Here is an 18,135-nt window from a genome sequence, read left to right as displayed (position 1 = left end):
ATTGAAATGTTCAGTCTGCCGTTTTTGTTTTTAGTTTCATATTCTTGCATTTATGGTCGCCTAATCCGTAAGAGAACCATTCAGAACAACAAACGGAGTTACGCGTGCGCAAGATTCTATCTTTGACATTGGCGATTTCACTTACTGGCTGTGTAATGCCTCAGCATCAACCAACAGAGGCAGGGCAGTGCGTAGGTGTGATGTCATCGCAAGATGCTTATGGCTACCTCAACCCAAACCATTACACCATGCAAGTATTGGCGCTGAAAAAAGAGAAGGATGTAAAAGAGTACATTCGCTACATTGATCCGAAGCACCCTGTGTGGGTGAACTGGAAGAATAGTCGAGGCACTCGCTGGTACACGGTAACGGTGGGAGACTTCAAGAGTAAGCAGGACGCCTACAATGCGTTGTCTTCTTTGCCTAGTCGCGTTAAGCAGTCTTCGCCGTTTGTTTTGACGTTTGGAGAAATGAAAAGCAAACAAGAAACCAATGTGGTTCGAATGCGCTAGTGTTGTTCTTATCGTTCGAATAAGCGCTTTATTTGTACACATCGAGCCTTTGCAACACGTTGGAAAGGCTCAATCTCACAGCCAGTCACTCATCTTCTCCAATACACGCGAAAGATCACGCTTCTAACGCGCTTTGTTATCGGGTATTTTCTAGTCTTCGCATCCCACTTTTCTGTTGGAGTCACCATGAAGCAAGAAATGTACACCACCTACGCAAAGCAATACGATTTGGCGGCGCAAGATAACCTGTACAACGCACACTTTGAGCGTCCAAATACGCTTGAGCTTGTCGGTGACGTTACGGGTAAAAAGGTTCTGGATTTGGGCTGCGGTTCGGGTATTTACGCACAGCTTCTTTTCGATCTCGGTGCGAGTTCAGTAACTTGTATCGACGCTTCACAAGAGATGATTGATATCGTCAAAAATAAGCTCGGTGATTCGGTAAAGGCTTACGCCCAAAACCTTGCTATAGGATTACCCGAAGAGCAAGATTCACAGTATGACCTAGTGATTTGTCCTCTGATGGTTCATTACATTGAAGATTTACGCCCATTGTTTGACGACATTCAACGTGTTTTAAAAGCGGGCGGTCAGTTTGTATTTTCAACTCACCACCCTTTTGCGGATTTCGAATGTTCGGCTTCAGGCAATTACTACGATAAAGAGTTGGTAGAAGATATGTGGAATACGGTAGGAGAACCGGTTCCTGTGGCATTCTACCGCCGCTCGTTGCAAGATATTACCGATGCAATTACTGGCAGTGGTATGGCGATGCTGGCTGTCTCAGAGGGCAAAGTGAATGAGAAGATTCGTGAAATCTCGCAGGAGCACTACCAACGCTTGGCGATGTTCCCTAATTTCATCTTTATTAAATGTGTGGCGCTGAGCTATTTAAATCGGTGAGTTCAGATAGAAAAAACGGAAGCGATGAGGCTTCCGTTTTGTGATCTTAGCGATGAGCTTAAAGTGCAGCGAGAATGGTTTCCGCTTTGCTCGCTTCAAACGCTTTTGGTTCTTCAACGTTTAGCGTAGTAACCACACCATTGTCGATGATCATCGCGTAACGCTGTGAACGAACGCCACCGAAACCACCCGTATCCATCTCTAGACCCAATGCCTTGGTAAAGCTTGCGTCACCGTCACCAAGCATCAGAAGCTCAGATGCGTTTTGTGCTTCGCCCCAAGCTTGCATTACGAATGCATCGTTTACTGATACACAAGCGATCAGATCTACGCCTTTCGCTTTGAGCTGATCAGCCAATACAACATAACCAGGCAAGTGCGCTTCAGAACAAGTCGGCGTAAATGCGCCTGGTACGGCAAATAAAACCACTTTCTTATCTGCAAATAGTTCGGTTACTTGGTGGTTTACCATGCCCTCAGCCGTCAGTTCGCTTAACGTTGCAGCAGGCAATGTTTGACCTTGTTGAATCATGACTTCTTTCCTTTTAGGTATATATCGTTCACTCAGTCTAGCGCCAAAACTACGGGCTAACCACAGACGAAATGTAAGGGTTTAATCTGATTAAGAAGAAGTGCATTCAGTGAGCGCTTCCCTGCGCTCACAGTGACGATTAAAACTGATAGTTGAATAAGACGCCAAAGAAGTGAATATCGGCATCGTAATCACCGCGCAGTGTACTTTCTGCTGGTGAACCTTCAAACAGAGTATATTCAATGCTCGGGGTTCCACCGTAGTAGTATTCATAGTACATCTGCATGCGCCATTGTTTATTAATGTCATAGCTTGCACCAGTGCCGAACTTCCATATCTCACCAGTAGGCACATCTGGATACTGATAGCGAGGGTCATCTTGTGGTGATGTTTCATAATAAACGCCACCTTCTAGACGCCATTGCTCCGTTAGTTGATAGTGCATACCTACGCTCGCAGAGAAAGTATCCTCCCAGTTTCGAGCGATATCAGCTTCGCGGTTTGTTAATGAGATCGAGGTATCAGAGATCTTACTGAAGTCTGTCCAACCTAAACTCCACATCGCAGCGACTTTCTCATTTAGGCTGTGATAGCCACTTAATAGAGCGGTAGCTGGCATAATGATGTTGACTGAAGAATCCACTTTGTTTGAACGAGTTTTTAGCTCCCCATCCATGTCGTGTTCGATTTGGGAGCGATAAGCAAAGCCAAACTGGTTACGTTCGTCCAATTTGTAAAACGCACTTAAGGTGTAGCCGAACTCAAGGCTAGAGCCTGATGCATCAATTTGTGGAACTAAACCGCCGCCTGAACCTGCAAGCGTTTGGTTGAGCATGCCGTATTCAGTGACTAAACCTACACCAACAGAGAAGTTATCTTGCACTTGATAGGCAATACTAGGATTGAACTGAACCGTAAGAAGTTGAGCATCTTGTAGTAATAAAGCGCCAGAAAATTGGGGGCCATAATCAATCACAGAGCCGCCTGAAGAAGCGATTGCTAAACCCGCTGTCCATTTATCATTAATGGGCTGAACAAGGTAAAACGAGCTCACCGGCATCGCTGTTCCTGCTTGGGTTGAGTTTTCACCTCCACGGAATAAGCCAGTTGAACCTGCATCAGTGTACTCAATATCAGACACCATGCCTTGTAGATTAAAGGCGATGGCAGTGGACTCGAACTCGGACATGGCGGCTGGGTTAGCAAACGCTGTTTCAGCGCCTTCTGCGATAGCTTGTGCTCCTGCGCCCGCAGTGCTGATGTTCATCATGCCTAGTTCAGGGAACATGTAACCTGCGGCAGATGCATTTGCCGCAAATAACGAAAGAGCGATAAGAGAGAGTTGTGTTTTTTTCATTGTAAAACCTGTGAGCCATTCGAGTTAGTGAATGGCTTGTTGGTGTTTGAAGTAAGAAATAGACAGTTTTGATAGGGGGCAAAACCGCCTATTAAAAAGTTAAATTGCGTTTAAGTAGGATTTGTACGAATGCAGGCGAACGGTTGCTGCGCCAATCACATCAATGAAACCAAACAGGCTGTGTGGCTTATTCGCCGCAATCCAAGCAGAGCCTGTCGCGCCAATTGGGATGGTTTTGCCTTCGGGCTCAAAGATTTCTAGAATCACGGTGCGGCCGTGACTACTAGTGTTTGCACCTACATGTTGACGCACGCTTTGCGGCCCCTGTAATGGTGAAACGGATGATTCTCCGGTACCCGCAGTGATACTGTGTACGCGAGCACGGAAAACTTCACCTGGGTACGCATCAACGTAGAATTCAGCAAACTGACCTTTCTCGATGTAACGGTAGCTTTGATCTGGAATACGCATTTCTAGGAATTTACGTGATGTGTCGTAGATGTGTATGTTACCTACGCGGCTGCCGTCTGCTACGTTCACGACAGCAACTTGGCCGTCATAAGGAGCACGAACGGTTTTACGTTCTTGCTCAAATTCGGTCTTTTCTAGATCTGCGTGTAACGACTTTAGTGACGCTTCTGCTACGCGGAGTTGAGACTCGTAGTACTCAATATCTCGACCTTTGAAGATCTCTGGTGACGTTTTCCCACGAACGATGTCGCGTTTTAATTGCGCAACGTTCTCTTCTTGTTGAACGATGCTTGCTTTGATTTTTTCGACGTCCGCCAAGGAAGTGGTATCGACTAGGGTGTAAATCACATCCCCTTTCTTTACGACTTGGTTGTGGTCTACATAGATATGGTCAATCTGCTCGCGAAACAGTGGAGACAGAACTGAGTGGGGCGCTTTCACTGTGGATGAATAAGTCAAATCAACCGGAGCCCAAAGGCGCGAGAGGATCCCTAACACCACAAGAATGAAAGCACCGCCAGAGATGATCCAAAAAGCGCTTTTAAACGTCCACTTAATTGCCCCTGTTGAGACCAAAATCCACATGATCAGAATGTATGGAATCATTACCTCTTTCATGGTTTATTCCTCCGTCACTTTGGTTGGTGTTTGGGGCTTTGAAGCCAGGCGACTATTACGAATGATGTTGCTTAACGAGCTGCCAATGTGCTCCCAGTTAGCGAAGGCGATGATCAGCGCGAGAACCCACCACGCTTTATGGATGAATAAACCACAAAGGAAAAGGGCAAATACCAGTTGGATGTGAGAGCTTTTCTTCTCTTGAGCTCGATGTAGGGCTACTTCATGGATCTGCCATAGCAAATAGATAACAAAAAGGGCAAGCGCTATGGTGACAGAGAAGAGGTAACCGCTGAAGTATTCGGAGTTGAAGATCACCATCATGGTGTCGTTTGGGGTATTGGTAAACATGCTCATATCAATGTCTTTCGAATTGATTGTGCCCATGGGAGCAAGTAAATACGCACCACCAAGCATCAGAGCCATAAAGATTGAGAACTTTAGTAACACCATAAAAATCGCAAAAATAACGCGACCTATGGCTTTTATGACGTTCATAGTTATACCTTTTGTCTATGTTATGAGGGTAAAACGTTGAGCGCGTGATTGTTATTATTCTGAGTGTTATCACGTGCTCATGATTGTACGAAAAAGCGTCATAAGTAGGGTGATAAACGATATAAGTTAAGCTAATATCACTTGGAAATATTTAGATATGGCATAAAATATGAAACACTCTGACTACAGCCTCATCCCCACGTTTGTCGCTATCGTGGAAGAGAAAAGTTATACCAAAGCTGCGCAGCGACTTGGGGTCAGCCAGTCAGCCGTTAGCCAAGCGGTGGTGAGACTTCGTGAGGTGTTTAAGGATGCGTTATTTGTTCGAGGTAGCCATGGGGTATCTCCGACAGCGTTTGCCATTGATATATATCCTACGCTGGCAAATGCGGTTGAGAATATTGCTTATATGCTACCTGAGCACTCCCGGTTTAATCCTGCGGAATGCGATAAGCGTTTTGTGATTTCGTCCCTCAGTGTGTTTGGTTTCACGCTTCTGCCTGAACTCTCTGCGTTAATCAGTGAAAAAGCCCCCAAGGCAACGACACGTATTGAGCCACTTTACACCATGGATTTAACTAACTTGCTTAGAACGCAGCAGTGCGATTTGGTGATTGAGGCACAAACTAATTTACATCCCCATCTTAGATCTCAGGTCTTGATGTCAGATAAGCTTACGGTTATGTGCCGAGCTGATCACCCCCGACTCACCGGGGAGACAATCAGTATTGAAGAGTACCTAGCTGAAAAGCATGTAACTTTGTCTCAATTAGACCAGCAAAGTGGTTACTTGATCGGGAGGGGTATCAAGGATGAAGAGATATTGGGGCAACGAAAGGTCGCGTGGCAAACAAGCAGCATTATGGAAATGTTACCTGTGGTTCAACATTGCGATTATTTGGCGTTGATGCCCCAGATTCTGTTAGATCAATATAAGGGTATGCATAACTTAAAAGCGCTAGAAGCGAGTTTCTTAAAAGAGCCTATTGAAGTTGCAATGTATTGGCACTCTTCACGTACCAATGACCCTAGTCATCAGTGGTTAAGGGAGCAATGTTTCTTAGCTGCTGAGAAGTTTACGGTCAATTATTAGATAAACGAGAAATTATCTCTATATCAAATGGAATCTTGATTACTCGCGAACTAGACTATCTCTATAGCCCTATTATTAGTGAGGGTAAATGGGTGTATATCGATTCTCTTTTAAAAGTGTTAGGTCGAAGTTTGTTGTTACTTATTCATTAATGACAATATTTTTCGTCTTGATACTCTTTATCGTTCTGTATTTTAAAGAGCGAGGGAGGGTCTTTGATGTTGCGCTGGAAAACTCCACCCAAATCTCAAATCTTCATTCTGATGTAATCAGCCAAGAACTTCAGCGCCATGTAGCCTCACTTCAGGCTATTGTTGGGCACGAAAGAGTCCAAAAAGTCGATATTCCCTTTATTATTAAAGAGCTTCAGTGGTTACATAACATTTCAAACCACTCTGTTATCAATACTTTGTTTGCAGATCAAAATTGGAATCTCGTTGACTATAAAGGTCGTATGTCGAGAGAAAACCGAAGTTCGATTGTTGATGATGAGTTATGGCAGCTAGCTAGCTACCACATTACTGCACCACACATAGGGCGAATAATGGGAGAGCCGTTAGTAGCGTTAGGTGTTCCAGTATTCGATGAATATGATGATTGGAAAGGGGTTGTTGCTGTCTCTATTTCAGTTAAATATTTAACTGAACGATTATCTAAAGTTAAGCTTGGTAATAGTAGCTACGCTTGGATATCAGACCGAAACGGCCTTGTTGTCTCTCACCCCGACTCAAGCTTGGTTATGAAAGCAAATATATTTGATGCGGACACGATAGGCTTTAGAGGTTTTAATGCTATTGCTGAACAAACAAAATTGCGTGCGGTTGGGTATGGTTACTATTTTGATCAGCGTGCTAAACAGTCTAAGATCGTTACATTTGCCAAGATTGATAGCCTTCCAGGATGGACTTTATTTGTAACAACAAGAGAGTCCGATATCTTCCTCGATATTAATGAGCTATTAGAAGATGTAGTGATTACTTCTTCAGTGGTCATTGCAGTATTTATGCCAGTTATTTTCTACTTCACCAACTCTATAACTAAGCCGATCATCGAGTTGACTAAAGAAGTAGAGGATTCGGCGAGTTCTCATTATGCTTCTTTTGTCAGCCAAAGCTCTCAAGATGAAATTGGTCAATTGTCGGATGCATTTCAAACTACAATCCATCAGATTCAACAACATAATCGCAATTTAGAAGAGCTTGTTTCAGTAAGGACGGCAGAGCTAAATAGTGTAAACAAAGAGCTCGAAGAGTCCGTTAGTTTACTCAATGAGAAAAACAGAGAACTTACATGGCTAGCAATGTTTGATCCACTGACAAACTTGTTTAATCGCCGTGCTGCTATCAGTCACGCAGAAAGAGAGATTGCTCGTGTGCTAAGACACAAGCTGACGTTGTCACTGATAATCTTAGATATTGACCAGTTTAAAACCGTTAACGATACATATGGCCATGACATTGGCGATCTCGTTTTAGTGCGATTGGCGAGCTTCCTTAAATCAAAATCGAGGAAGGAGAACATCATTGCCCGTTGGGGAGGTGAAGAGTTCGTTATTGTCGTTGTCGAAGCACAGTTGGAAGAAGCTAAATTTGCCGCTTCTAACCTTCTTAAGCAATTGAAGGATGTTGACTTTTCGCCTGTTTCTAAGGTGACAGTGAGTGCTGGCGTAGCCACATACCGCAAAGAAGAGTCATTCAGTGACTTAGTTATGCGAGCTGACAAAGCGTTATATCATGCAAAAAGGTCGGGTAGGAATTGCGTTAAAACCGAGCGAGATACATCATGAGGTGCGTAGCGAATTACGTATAGCAAACAACAAAATAAGGGCTAGATCGCTAGCCCTTATTGGTTTGTACTTATAATCAGTGATTCGCTAAGTAATCAGCGACTTGAGCACGGTATTTGGCTTTAAGTGCCTCGCTGATGAAGCTCGCATTAATGGCATTGATCGTAAACTGAGCCAACTCTGGCTTCGTCATCGGGTGTGCATTACTGACCGCCATAAAGTTATCTGTCATGTAACCACCAAAGTACGCCGGATCATCCGAGTTAATGGTTACCGCGACACCTTTACGTAGCAAATCGACAATGTTGTGCTGCTCCATTTCGTCAAACACGCAAAGCTTGATGTTCGATAACGGGCATACCGTGAGTGGCATTTTACTTTCGATGAGCGCTTCGACTAGCGATGCATCTTCAACGCAGCGAACACCATGGTCAACGCGGCTAACGCCCAGCATCTCGACAGAATCGATGATGTTTTGCGCCGGACCTTCTTCTCCTGCGTGTGCCACGGTGAGCAAACCCGCTTCTTTTGCTTGTTGGAACGCACGTTTGAACTTCTCTGGCGGATGTCCAAGCTCTGAAGAATCCAAACCAACACCGACGATTTTGTCTTTGTGCTTAACAATGGACTGCAGTGTTTCAATCGCGCTCTCTTCCGATAGGTGACGCAAGAAGCACGCAATGATTTGAGAGGTGATGCCTAACTTCTCGCTACCATCTTGCATTGCTCGGTGAATGCCGTTGATGACAGTCTCAAACTCAATGCCACGGTCGGTGTGGGTTTGTGGGTCAAAGAAGATTTCAGTATGGATAACATTATCGGCTTTGCAGCGCTCTAGGTATGCCCAAGTCAAATCATAAAAGTCTTGTTCCGTGCGAAGCGCGTTAGCGCCTTGATAGTAGATATCTAGGAAAGACTGCAAATCTTCGAACTCGTACGCCTTGCGCAGTGCTTGTGGTGATTCGTATGGAATGTCGATGTTGTTGCGCTGTGCAAGCTCAAACAACAGTTCTGGCTCTAGCGAACCTTCGATATGTAAGTGTAACTCTACCTTTGGAAGACCTTGAATAAATGCGTTCATATTCCACCTCTTCTTATGCTTTTACGTGGATGCAATTACTCTAAGAATAGGTATAGATTGAGAAAAATCGAACGCCATTACAAAGAGTAAGATCCACAGTGATCTCGACTCTTCGTAATCAGCACTTTGCGGGAGCTGGTAGAGACCCCCAAACCATATCATTGGGGTTATACGAAGCAAACGGTTGCGATTATACGCAAAATTTGGGGCTTGGCTAGAGCTAGTGAGTAAATTGTAATTCTTTGGGAAAAGGGAAAAGGGAAAAGGGAAAAGGGAAAAGGGAAAAGGGAGCGATTTCATCGCATGATGGTTTCGTTGTCAGCACACACCTGGCTGAGTCGAATATTCAGTGGCTAATACTGAATCACATCATGCGAGAAACATTGGGAGTCATATCGAGTTTATTGTGCGTTGCTCATTGTGAGCTCTCATTGTGAACTGAGAGAAGGGGTGGCGATACCTTGCACATCGATACTTTAAATTGAGAAGAGTAGAGAAAAGGAAATGAAAGGGAATGTATTTATAGCTCGAACATTTTATCAAATTCTCTTTGCTCCATGATGTCCTCAATTCGGCGGCGAGTTTGTTGTTTTATCGCAGCAGCGTTTTGTTCGGACTCTTTCTTTTCTTGCTCAATTTGCTTCTTACTTTTATTTGCCATGTTTTTCACCTTGGGAATTTCTTCCTAAATTTCCACATTAATTATTAATGCACGAAACTGATTTATTTAATAATAAAACTTCCTAGCTTTGAACCTGAGTCACACAGAATGTCACCGGAGTAGGTTTTCTCACAGTATTTAAAATCAATGAGATAGCAAGCGGATTGGAGTTTTGGCAATATATGGCGCCTTAAAATATCACTGTTGAGTTGATGAATTTTGGCGTTCCAAGAGATGTCGGGTTGTTTTAAACGGAATTCAATCTCTATCATTTATTCTCCTGTTTCTTTGTGATCTTTTCTTTATTCGATAATTGATACCAGTGTCTTTGACGACCTGTTCTTCTAGACATAATTTTTCCTAATTTTAGTAATTTACATACCAACGACGGTGACAGTGATCTAACGAAAGATATCTTGTTCCAACGATGGATACAGTGGTGCAGCCCATTTATTTTAGGCAGCAGAAAACCGAGCAATATTTGATTGCTGAGTATTAAGTGTGAGGAATTTTTTGAAGGAGGAGAGAGTTTGGTGCAGCGAGGAAATGCTGCACCAAGAAAAGCTATCTTATAGAGGAGTAACTTCAGTCGCTTGAGGACCTTTTTTACCATCTTCTACGTTGAAGCTTACTTTCTGACCTTCAGCCAAAGTTTTGAAACCGTCAGCAACGATAGCGTTGAAGTGTACGAATACATCTTGGCCGCCGTTGTCTTGAGTTAGGAAACCAAAACCTTTAGTTTCGTTGAACCATTTTACTGAACCAGTTACTTTACCAGACATAAAAACCTCTGAAATTAAACAATAATGTACGAATTGTGATGGATCTTTTTTAAGCTATTGAATGTGCAATCAAGAGGAAGTTTTACGCAGGAGTCTGAACCGAAGATTCAGGATGTTACTGAGAGGGAACTTAAACTAAATGTAGCATTAACAGCTCTTTTCTAGAGCCAGCCGCCACTATACAGGGTGTTTAAAAAATAGCTACATTTATTTTTCATTTTTTTTCGTTCGAAAAAGTTGATGAAGTAGAACAATTTTTCCCCCTCATAAACTCAGTACTTGCTCTCTAGAATCAACTCATATCCTAAAGGGAGGCAAGATTATGAGTACAGTGAGAGAGATCCGTCAGATTATCCCATCACATGCAACTGCTGATGGTGACGGCGTGAAAATTCGCCGTGTCGCAGGCTTTAACAATGCGAGCTTTTCACCATTCTTGATGGTCGATGAACTGAAATCAGACCAAAGAGCCGATTACGTAGGCGGGTTCCCTCCGCATCCACACCGAGGCATTGAAACGCTGACTTACATGTTAACGGGACACTTCCAACATCGTGACCACATGGATAATGTTGGTGAACTTCGCTCCGGTGGTGCGCAATGGATGGCAGCTGGACGAGGCGTCATTCATAGTGAAATGCCAATAATGGAAGGCGGTGAGCTGCACGGTTTCCAAATTTGGATTAATCAACCAGCGCGAGAAAAGATGGCTCCGGCGCAATATCACGACTTCCAACCGGAAACCATTACCGAACATCGCGCAGAGGCGCATGGCTTAGTTCGCGTTATTTCTGGTGAGCTGAACATTGGTGATGAACTAATTCGTGGCCCATTGAGTAAAACTGGCGTACCTGTAACGGCCGCCGATTGGCAAGCGCATCAAGGCGCGTCGTTAAACCTGATGACACCTAACGATCACAATATGATGGTCTATGCTTTTAAAGGCAGCATTACTATTGTAGAGCGCGTTGTCATGCAGGGAGAAATGGCACTGCTTTCTAAAGGTGAGTTGGTGACACTTCAATCCAATGATACCAGTGGCGTACTGCTTTTTATCGGCGAGCCAATTGATGAACCTGTCGTGCATTACGGCCCCTTTGTCATGAATAGCATCGAAGAGATTGAACAAGCGATTCAAGATTACAACTCTGGATTGTTTGAAACGTATTAGTTTGACCGACAATCGTGCGCACTGAATTAGCACGATTGGTGACCCCTAAGTGATTTGGAGTCCGTGCATTGGGCTCATACGCAAGCAAAGACGATATCCACTGCCATCGAATTTGCATCAGCCACACTAACATGGTGTGGCTTTTTTTATTCTGCTGCGTTTTTAAAGTGGTGTTTAGCTCTGTTCCCAACGCGTTATGGCATGCTTGCCAAACTCCAAGCCCAATTCATAAGCTTTGCGTAATGGTTCTGGCGAGCGGCTCAAGCGTTTTAACTTAAAGCCTTCTGGCGGACAGATTTGAATGATCTCAACACCAGCGGGTGGGTTCTCTATCAATTCCAAACTCTGGTTATAGCGAATATGACGCGTGAGCATCGGCTCGACCAAAGCAGGGTGATCTTTCAATAGGCGCGCAGTGATCTTTTCAAGTTTAGGTTTGGATTTGCGATAGCTGGCTGGCCGACTTCTTAGCACCATGATTCTGGTCGCGCCGCGTTTAATAGCTTCGGCGACAGGAATCGCATCCGCTACGCCGCCATCAACATATCTCACACCATCTAAAGCGACGCCGTTTCGGTACATGATGGGCAGGGCGCTACTGGCTTTCATGGTTTCTGCCAGCATTTGAATAGATGGCGTGAGGTATTCTGGTTGCCCATTGTCTTGTCGAGTGACCCCTAAAAAGAAAGGTCGGGGATCTGCAGAAAGCACATCTCTATCTATATCGAGTTCTTTAAGGGTGATATCCCACATCCAATCCAAGTCCATCATGTCACCGCCACGCAGCAGTTGAGTGGGAGAAATGAACTCTTTACGCAAGCTGTAATCAAGATAGATTTTGAGGTTCCTTCCCGGCATTTTTGCAAGGTATGCGGCTAAGTTGCTCGCGCCTGCCGAAACGCCCCAAAAACTGTCAAACGGGGAGAAGTCTTGCTTAATAAAATGATCGAGTATGCCGCAGGAAAATACCCCGCGCATGGCACCGCCTTCAACAACCAGTGCCCGAGAGCCAACGTGTTCCATTCTAGCCATCCGTTTTGATTATTCTGATTTGGGATACGAGCTAATTAGGGTAACGGATCTAATGCGCATTCCCAAGTCGCGTTCACTTTGGTCTCACCTTGATGAATCTATTTTTTATGTTATAACATAACAATAATCAAAATTATTAAAAGGTAGCGTGTGTCTTGTGTGAGGTGAGAGTGAGCAATATTGACGCCATTATTGAGCATGTTGAGAAGAGTTTTAAGGCTCAGGGAAAGCAATTAACTTCTAAGAGAAAACTGGTGTTGAAAGCCTTGGTCCATGCCGATAGAGCGTTATCAGCTTATGAGCTAGTGGATTATTGTAAAGCCCATTTTGATCAGAATATTCAGGCTATGTCTGTGTATCGAATCTTGGATTTTCTTGAAGGAGAGCATCTGGCTCACAAGCTTAAAGTGTCCAATAAATACATCGTATGCTCCCATATTCTCTGCGAACACGAGCACGGTATCCCTCAATTTCTTATCTGTTCCAAGTGCAACAAGATCAGCGAGCAAGCCATCGATCCCAAATTGATTAACGGTCTTAAATCTCATGCAAAACAAGAGGGGTTTACCGTCGTTAGCCCTCAATTAGAAATCAATTGTGTATGTGATGACTGCGCTGACACCAAATAGCCGTGCTTTTTATTGAGTTTGGCTCACACCATGACGTCGTCGTCGCCTTTTCCTCAAATACATCCCAACCATTAGCATCATCAGCAAGGAGATTCTGAACCGCTATGTCTGCAACGCTCATTAAAAACGCCCGTGTAGTAAATGAAGGAACCATCACCGAAACCGATTTGCGAATTGTCGATCAACGAATCGAAACCATCGCAACTGACATAGCAGCAAGGGAAGGCGATGCCGTTATCGATGCGAAAGGTTGCTATTTGATCCCTGGAATGATCGATGACCAAGTACATTTCCGCGAACCAGGACTGACTCACAAAGGCTCTATTGCAACCGAATCACGCGCAGCCGTCGCTGGTGGCATCACGAGCTTCATGGAAATGCCAAACGTAAGCCCAGCAACCACGACGATTGAAGCGTTGGAACGCAAATTTGCTATCGCGGAACAAAGCTCTCTGGCTAACTACTCTTTCTACCTTGGCGCAACAGAAGACAACCTTGGGCAAATCAAATTACTCGATCCAAAGAAACACTGTGGTGTGAAAGTCTTTATGGGCGCATCTACCGGAGATTTGTTGGTGGAAGACGAGCAAGCATTGGATGAGATTTTCCGTGATTCGCCAGTATTGATCGTAACGCACTGTGAAAGTGGTCCTGTCATTGCTCAGAACAAAGAACGTCTGTTGAAAGAGAAATCGGAATCCACCATTGAAGACCACCCAGTACTTCGTGACGATGAAGCTTGTTATGCCTCTTCTTCTTACGCCGTTGAGTTAGCGAAGAAACACAATAGCCAATTACACGTACTGCATATCACGACAGCAAAAGAACTGGCGTTGTTTGAAGCGGGCCCGATTCAAGGTAAGAGCATCACTGCAGAAGCGTGTGTTCACCACCTCTGGTTTAGCAATGAGGACTATGCAGAGCGTGGTAACCAAATTAAATGCAACCCAGCCGTGAAATACCCAAGCGATCGTGACGCGCTACTAAAGGCATTAAGCACAGGCCAGATTGATATTATTGCGACGGACCATGCCCCGCACACTTGGGAAGAGAAGCAAGTCCCTTACGACCAAGCACCTGCAGGGTTACCTTTGGTGCAGCACGCACTATTGACGTTGTTTGATCAAGTGAGTCGTGGGCACATGACGATGGAGCAAGTGGTAGAGAAAACCGCCCACAACCCAGCGATTCGTTATGGCGTTCAGGATCGCGGTTTTATTCGTGAAGGCTACTTTGCTGATTTGGTTCTTGTTGATGCCGCAGCACCAACGGCAGTGACGAACGAGAATAGCTTGTACCATTGTGGTTGGTCGCCGTTTGCTGGTCATCAGTTCTCGGCTCAAATTAAGAACACATGGGTCAATGGCGGTTTAGTGTATGCCAACCAACAAGTGAATGAGCAGGCTGCACACGCCATGCGATTGGTATTTGAGCGCTAGGATTCACGTTTTTCAAAAACTTAGATTATTTGAAAGCTCAGTTTATTTTCGAAAGCTTACATTTATCCGCTTTCTTTGGGCTTTATTTGTAGAAGTATAGTTGTCGTAGCTTGAGTGTCTTTGAGGCACCGAATAAAGAGAAATCAATATGTTAAGAAGAAACCCTACTGGTCACATGCCGGAAGTATCGGAAACGGCGTTCATTGATCCAACGGCGATCATCTGTGGCAAAGTAATCATTGAAGATAACGTTTTTATTGGTCCTTACGCGGTGATTCGTGCCGATGAAGTGAACGAGCAAGGCGACATGGAAGCCATCGTGATCAAGCGCGATACCAACATTCAAGATGGCGTCGTTATCCACTCAAAAGCAGGTGCAGCCGTGACCATTGGAGAGCGTTCTTCGATTGCGCACCGTTCTATTATTCATGGTCCATGTGAAGTCAGTGATGACGTGTTTATCGGTTTTAACTCCGTGGTGTTTAATGCTGTGATTGGTACAGGTTGTGTGATTCGTCATAACTGTGTGGTGGATGGACTAGACTTGCCAGAGAACTTCCACGTCCCGCCGATGACCAATATCGGCGCCGACTTTGATTTGAACAGCATCTCGAAAGTGCCGCCAGAATACTCGGCGTTTTCGGAGTCTGTGGTTTCGGCAAACCACGAACTGGTTCAAGGCTACAGGAGAATTGCCAATGAGCTCTGATAATCAGCCCATACTTGGGGTTCCAACTAACATTATTACCGGGTTTTTGGGCGTCGGTAAAACCTCTGCGATTTTGAACCTGATGGCGAATAAGCCAGAGAATGAACGCTGGGCTGTTTTGGTGAATGAGTTTGGCGAAATCGGTGTTGATGGCAGTTTGGTTCAAGGGCAGCAAAGCGAAGAGCAGCAAGTCTTTATTCGTGAAGTACCCGGTGGGTGCATGTGCTGTGCGGCGGGATTACCAATGCAAATCGCACTGAATCAACTGCTGAATGAAGCAAAGCCTGACCGTTTGTTGATTGAGCCGACTGGCCTTGGGCATCCAAAAGAGGTGTTACAGGTTTTATCGACGGATCATTATCGACAAGTATTGTCGCTACAAAAGAACATCACTTTAGTTGATGCTCGTAAGCTGGCAGACCTTCGTTACACCGAGCACGACACATTCAATCAGCAAATCGCCATTGCCGATACAGTGGTGGGTAACAAGCTAGATCTTTATCAAGAGGGTGATACCCAGAAGCTAGAAGCTTATGTGGCGGAAGTTGGTCGTCCTAATACAAAAGTGATTTTCGCGGAGCACGGTGTGATTCCTTTTCATGAATTTGAAGGCGAAACCACCATTCATGAGCATCCGCCGCACCATCACCACCATCATGCGAGTGACAAGCCGTTGGCTTCAGACATGCCAATGCCTGAAAGTGGCATTATTAAAGCGACCAATGAAGGCGAAGGTTTCCAAAGTGTCGGTTGGCGCTTCTCGCCGGAGAAAGTGTTTGACCGTCGGAAGCTGATTCCTTTGTTGGTGGAGCTAGAAGTCGAGCGCATGAAAGCCGTGTTTATTACGAGCGATGGCATTTATGGCTACAACTTAACGCCAGATGGACTAACCGAAGTGGAGTTGGATGATTGCGCCGAAAGCCGCATCGAATTGATTGCAGACAGCATTGACGATCAATTTGAAGCCAAACTGCTTTCGTGTGAATCAGCATAAACTGCGAACTTGGGCACCTCATTTCGTGAGGTGCCTTTTTCTTTCTTGTGATTATTAGGTATTCGCTAATAGTTCTTAAGCCTTTATTCCTCTAATCCCCAGTAATTCAAATCGTTATCATAAAATTTGATCAGCATATCCTTGGGGGAGGAAAATCCATGCGCGTAAAACAATTTCTCGCTTCACTATTGGTTTTAATGAGTGCTTTCTCTTTGGCGAGTGAGCCAAACAAACAGGCGAAAAACGAAGCCACCATCAATGCGTTTTTTGCTCAGTATCAGCTACTTGGGCAACAAGGGTTCGATGCATTTGCTAAAGCGCGTGAAACCTTGTTTTCTGACGACAGCAAAACGCTTGTCAACGACGTAACAGCAACAGAATACAAAGGGAAAGCAGGGCACCTTGAGTCTATTAAAGACTGGTTTGAGATTTACCAAACTCAAGATGATTTTAGCTACCGTATTGCTCCTGCTTCGGAAGACGGACGAGTGAAGGTTGAGCTGTTCGGCACACTGATTCAAACCCAAGACGGTCAAAGCGATACGATCAATCCAGATGGACATCGCTGGACGGAATATTTCACTTTCAATGACGCGGGTAAGATTGAGCTGCTACAAATTGATATGAATGTTTTGAGTCAGACGTACGATGCAGAGGCTCGTTCGCAGTTGAGCCAAAACGACATCGCAAGTTTTGTTTACCAGTGGTTCGCAGGTTTTGACCATCAACGCGAATCAGGCTACTTCCTTGCTCGTATCGCAGAGCCCGTCGATATGGCGTATCCAGGTTTCCCTATTCAGTCATACCAAGATTTTCTTCGTTGGTACAAAGGTGTCACGGACAACATCGTCTGGAACTCGCACGATATCCAAGGCTTGACCATCAAGGGCGATCAAAACTCTGGCTGGGCCGTGAGTTACGATGTGGTTTGGAAAGCTAAAGCGAAGAACGGCGATAACTACGATATGCGCGTACATCAGGATCTAAAAATCATTTTGGATTCAGGCAGTTTGAAAATTGCCCAGTTGCGAGCAAAGGTGCTTTAGCCAAGTGTTCGATATAGATGTTTAACCCTCTATTTGGAACAAAGGTTCGAGCGATTTACTTCCTTCATGAAAGGTAATCCGCTAGTCTTTGGCAAAACAGACAGAGATGAGTGTAAACATGATCGACAAGCTACCCGGCATTCTTACTTTTCTGCGTGAGGCGGAGCAGCTCAAAAACACCTTACGTACCGCTTGGACATCATCTGGTCGCCATGAGAGCACGGCTGAGCACACATGGCGATTGTGTTTACTAGCCATGCTGGTGGGAGAACATTACCCGCATTTAGACATGCTAAAAGTGCTCAAGCTTTGCATTGTGCATGACTTAGCAGAAGCCGTGAGTGGCGACATTTCGGCATTGGAGCAACACGATGGGCTGGATAAAAGAGCGCTAGAACTGGCGGATTTGAAACAGCTTATCGCTCCACTAGACGCGTCTATGCAACAGGAGTTGTTGGACCTTTGGTTGGAATATGACAGTGCCACTACCGAAGAAGCTCGCCTCACCAAAGCGTTGGATAAGTTAGAGACCATTCTGCAGCACACGCAAGGTGATAACCCTGTTGATTTCAATTACGCGTTTAATCTGGAATACGGCAAAAAGCACACCGACTTTGATGATCTGACCAAAGCGCTTCGAGCAATCATCGATGAAGATACCCGCCGATTAGCTGAGCGTTAGTCCCGACTCTCAACTCAAGAACATCACTTTCTTCAAAAGCACTTAGGCTTCTTTAGCGAGCTTAAGTGCTTTATTACATTTGCGTTTTCTGCGCTCAGCAAGATCCTTTTTATCTCTCTTCTTTGATCAAATTGCTTTC

At 44.8% G+C, this 18,135-nt stretch carries 20 protein-coding genes and 1 riboswitch; of the genes, 11 read left to right on the top strand and 9 right to left on the bottom strand.

Translation table 11 applies throughout. The features are described 5' to 3' along the window. Window positions 1-104 precede the first annotated feature (104 nt). Both KIV41_RS13975 and KIV41_RS13970 read left to right on the top strand, forming a co-directional pair. Complete coding sequence (locus tag KIV41_RS13975; RefSeq protein WP_010452876.1) at window positions 105-512, top strand: SPOR domain-containing protein; 408 nt, start codon at window positions 105-107, stop codon at window positions 510-512. Window positions 513-698: 186 nt separating this feature from the next. Continuing rightward, window positions 699-1,415 (top strand): class I SAM-dependent methyltransferase, encoded by a 717-nt coding sequence (locus tag KIV41_RS13970; RefSeq protein ID WP_252042452.1) that lies wholly within the window; start codon window positions 699-701, stop codon window positions 1,413-1,415. A gap of 58 nt (window positions 1,416-1,473) precedes the next feature. Here KIV41_RS13970 and KIV41_RS13965 read toward each other — a convergent pair whose 3' ends face one another. The 4 genes from KIV41_RS13965 to KIV41_RS13950 form a co-directional block, all read right to left on the bottom strand. Continuing rightward, window positions 1,474-1,947 carry a peroxiredoxin gene (locus KIV41_RS13965; protein WP_252042453.1) on the bottom strand — a complete coding sequence of 158 codons (474 nt, stop codon included), beginning with the start codon at window positions 1,945-1,947 and terminating at the stop codon, window positions 1,474-1,476. Between the two features lie 139 nt (window positions 1,948-2,086). Continuing rightward, on the bottom strand, window positions 2,087-3,304 hold the full coding sequence (locus tag KIV41_RS13960; RefSeq protein ID WP_045393743.1) for an OmpP1/FadL family transporter: 1,218 nt from the start codon (window positions 3,302-3,304) through the stop codon (window positions 2,087-2,089). A 99-nt stretch (window positions 3,305-3,403) separates the two neighbouring features. Further along, window positions 3,404-4,393, bottom strand: coding sequence for an efflux RND transporter periplasmic adaptor subunit (locus KIV41_RS13955; RefSeq protein WP_285336701.1), 990 nt, complete (start codon window positions 4,391-4,393; stop codon window positions 3,404-3,406). Between the two features lie 3 nt (window positions 4,394-4,396). Further along, complete coding sequence (locus KIV41_RS13950; RefSeq protein WP_285336700.1) at window positions 4,397-4,891, bottom strand: magnesium transporter; 495 nt, start codon at window positions 4,889-4,891, stop codon at window positions 4,397-4,399. A gap of 169 nt (window positions 4,892-5,060) precedes the next feature. Here KIV41_RS13950 and KIV41_RS13945 point away from each other — a divergent pair, with 169 nt between their 5' ends. Further along, window positions 5,061-5,984 carry a LysR family transcriptional regulator gene (locus KIV41_RS13945; RefSeq protein ID WP_010452864.1) on the top strand — a complete coding sequence of 308 codons (924 nt, stop codon included), beginning with the start codon at window positions 5,061-5,063 and terminating at the stop codon, window positions 5,982-5,984. Window positions 5,985-6,072: 88 nt separating this feature from the next. After that, window positions 6,073-7,770 carry a diguanylate cyclase gene (locus KIV41_RS13940; protein ID WP_306309782.1) on the top strand — a complete coding sequence of 566 codons (1,698 nt, stop codon included), beginning with the start codon at window positions 6,073-6,075 and terminating at the stop codon, window positions 7,768-7,770. Window positions 7,771-7,846: 76 nt separating this feature from the next. Here KIV41_RS13940 and KIV41_RS13935 read toward each other — a convergent pair whose 3' ends face one another. The 4 genes from KIV41_RS13935 to KIV41_RS13920 form a co-directional block, all read right to left on the bottom strand. Beyond that, on the bottom strand, window positions 7,847-8,851 hold the full coding sequence (locus tag KIV41_RS13935; protein ID WP_122071117.1) for an adenosine deaminase: 1,005 nt from the start codon (window positions 8,849-8,851) through the stop codon (window positions 7,847-7,849). Between the two features lie 95 nt (window positions 8,852-8,946). After that, a riboswitch (purine riboswitch) is annotated at window positions 8,947-9,046 on the bottom strand. 325 nt (window positions 9,047-9,371) lie between these two features. Continuing rightward, window positions 9,372-9,512, bottom strand: a complete 141-nt coding sequence (locus KIV41_RS13930; protein WP_009706263.1) for a hypothetical protein — start codon at window positions 9,510-9,512, stop codon at window positions 9,372-9,374. 62 nt (window positions 9,513-9,574) lie between these two features. Continuing rightward, on the bottom strand, window positions 9,575-9,784 hold the full coding sequence (locus tag KIV41_RS13925) for a hypothetical protein (RefSeq protein WP_005452681.1): 210 nt from the start codon (window positions 9,782-9,784) through the stop codon (window positions 9,575-9,577). Window positions 9,785-10,081: 297 nt separating this feature from the next. Further along, window positions 10,082-10,294, bottom strand: a complete 213-nt coding sequence (locus KIV41_RS13920; RefSeq protein ID WP_005439099.1) for a cold-shock protein — start codon at window positions 10,292-10,294, stop codon at window positions 10,082-10,084. A gap of 322 nt (window positions 10,295-10,616) precedes the next feature. On the opposite strand from KIV41_RS13920, the gene KIV41_RS13915 reads away from it, so the two are divergent. Beyond that, complete coding sequence (locus KIV41_RS13915; RefSeq protein ID WP_285336699.1) at window positions 10,617-11,465, top strand: pirin family protein; 849 nt, start codon at window positions 10,617-10,619, stop codon at window positions 11,463-11,465. 174 nt (window positions 11,466-11,639) lie between these two features. Here the strand turns inward: KIV41_RS13915 and KIV41_RS13910 are convergent, their stop codons facing one another. Then, window positions 11,640-12,488, bottom strand: a complete 849-nt coding sequence (locus KIV41_RS13910) for a patatin family protein (protein ID WP_285336698.1) — start codon at window positions 12,486-12,488, stop codon at window positions 11,640-11,642. Between the two features lie 179 nt (window positions 12,489-12,667). Here KIV41_RS13910 and KIV41_RS13905 point away from each other — a divergent pair, with 179 nt between their 5' ends. From KIV41_RS13905 to KIV41_RS13880, 6 genes are all read left to right on the top strand, one after another. After that, window positions 12,668-13,126, top strand: a complete 459-nt coding sequence (locus tag KIV41_RS13905; RefSeq protein ID WP_020194712.1) for a Fur family transcriptional regulator — start codon at window positions 12,668-12,670, stop codon at window positions 13,124-13,126. Window positions 13,127-13,230: 104 nt separating this feature from the next. Continuing rightward, the gene (locus tag KIV41_RS13900) at window positions 13,231-14,565 is read left to right on the top strand and encodes a dihydroorotase (protein WP_285336697.1); all 1,335 of its coding nucleotides are present in this window, start codon (window positions 13,231-13,233) and stop codon (window positions 14,563-14,565) included. Between the two features lie 148 nt (window positions 14,566-14,713). Next, on the top strand, window positions 14,714-15,274 hold the full coding sequence (locus tag KIV41_RS13895; RefSeq protein WP_005531901.1) for a carbonate dehydratase: 561 nt from the start codon (window positions 14,714-14,716) through the stop codon (window positions 15,272-15,274). Further along, on the top strand, window positions 15,264-16,268 hold the full coding sequence (locus KIV41_RS13890) for a GTP-binding protein (protein WP_285336696.1): 1,005 nt from the start codon (window positions 15,264-15,266) through the stop codon (window positions 16,266-16,268). The genes KIV41_RS13895 and KIV41_RS13890 overlap by 11 nt, the downstream gene beginning before the upstream one ends. A 158-nt stretch (window positions 16,269-16,426) precedes the next feature. Then, entirely contained in the window at window positions 16,427-17,314 is an 888-nt protein-coding gene (locus KIV41_RS13885) for a hypothetical protein (RefSeq protein ID WP_285336695.1), read from the top strand. 118 nt (window positions 17,315-17,432) lie between these two features. Next, complete coding sequence (locus KIV41_RS13880; protein ID WP_285336694.1) at window positions 17,433-17,996, top strand: HD domain-containing protein; 564 nt, start codon at window positions 17,433-17,435, stop codon at window positions 17,994-17,996. The last annotated feature ends 139 nt before the right edge of the window (window positions 17,997-18,135 follow it).

Origin of the sequence: Vibrio sp. D401a (assembly GCF_030248515.1) — a bacterium.
In the GTDB taxonomy this organism is placed as follows: domain Bacteria; phylum Pseudomonadota; class Gammaproteobacteria; order Enterobacterales; family Vibrionaceae; genus Vibrio; species Vibrio rotiferianus.
The sequence above is the reverse complement of the archived record's forward strand: the minus strand, read 5'-3'. Positions and strand labels throughout refer to the sequence as shown.

Coding starts and splice junctions, on each gene's coding strand:
- KIV41_RS13970 (WP_252042452.1), top strand. CDS start 699: ATGAAGCAAGAAATGTACACCACCTACGCAAAGCAATACGATTTGGCG.
- KIV41_RS13965 (WP_252042453.1), bottom strand. CDS start 1,947: ATGATTCAACAAGGTCAAACATTGCCTGCTGCAACGTTAAGCGAACTG.
- KIV41_RS13960 (WP_045393743.1), bottom strand. CDS start 3,304: ATGAAAAAAACACAACTCTCTCTTATCGCTCTTTCGTTATTTGCGGCA.
- KIV41_RS13955 (WP_285336701.1), bottom strand. CDS start 4,393: ATGAAAGAGGTAATGATTCCATACATTCTGATCATGTGGATTTTGGTC.
- KIV41_RS13950 (WP_285336700.1), bottom strand. CDS start 4,891: ATGAACGTCATAAAAGCCATAGGTCGCGTTATTTTTGCGATTTTTATG.
- KIV41_RS13945 (WP_010452864.1), top strand. CDS start 5,061: ATGAAACACTCTGACTACAGCCTCATCCCCACGTTTGTCGCTATCGTG.
- KIV41_RS13940 (WP_306309782.1), top strand. CDS start 6,073: ATGGGTGTATATCGATTCTCTTTTAAAAGTGTTAGGTCGAAGTTTGTT.
- KIV41_RS13935 (WP_122071117.1), bottom strand. CDS start 8,851: ATGAACGCATTTATTCAAGGTCTTCCAAAGGTAGAGTTACACTTACAT.
- KIV41_RS13930 (WP_009706263.1), bottom strand. CDS start 9,512: ATGGCAAATAAAAGTAAGAAGCAAATTGAGCAAGAAAAGAAAGAGTCC.
- KIV41_RS13925 (WP_005452681.1), bottom strand. CDS start 9,784: ATGATAGAGATTGAATTCCGTTTAAAACAACCCGACATCTCTTGGAAC.
- KIV41_RS13920 (WP_005439099.1), bottom strand. CDS start 10,294: ATGTCTGGTAAAGTAACTGGTTCAGTAAAATGGTTCAACGAAACTAAA.
- KIV41_RS13915 (WP_285336699.1), top strand. CDS start 10,617: ATGAGTACAGTGAGAGAGATCCGTCAGATTATCCCATCACATGCAACT.
- KIV41_RS13910 (WP_285336698.1), bottom strand. CDS start 12,488: ATGGAACACGTTGGCTCTCGGGCACTGGTTGTTGAAGGCGGTGCCATG.
- KIV41_RS13900 (WP_285336697.1), top strand. CDS start 13,231: ATGTCTGCAACGCTCATTAAAAACGCCCGTGTAGTAAATGAAGGAACC.
- KIV41_RS13895 (WP_005531901.1), top strand. CDS start 14,714: ATGTTAAGAAGAAACCCTACTGGTCACATGCCGGAAGTATCGGAAACG.
- KIV41_RS13890 (WP_285336696.1), top strand. CDS start 15,264: ATGAGCTCTGATAATCAGCCCATACTTGGGGTTCCAACTAACATTATT.
- KIV41_RS13885 (WP_285336695.1), top strand. CDS start 16,427: ATGCGCGTAAAACAATTTCTCGCTTCACTATTGGTTTTAATGAGTGCT.
- KIV41_RS13880 (WP_285336694.1), top strand. CDS start 17,433: ATGATCGACAAGCTACCCGGCATTCTTACTTTTCTGCGTGAGGCGGAG.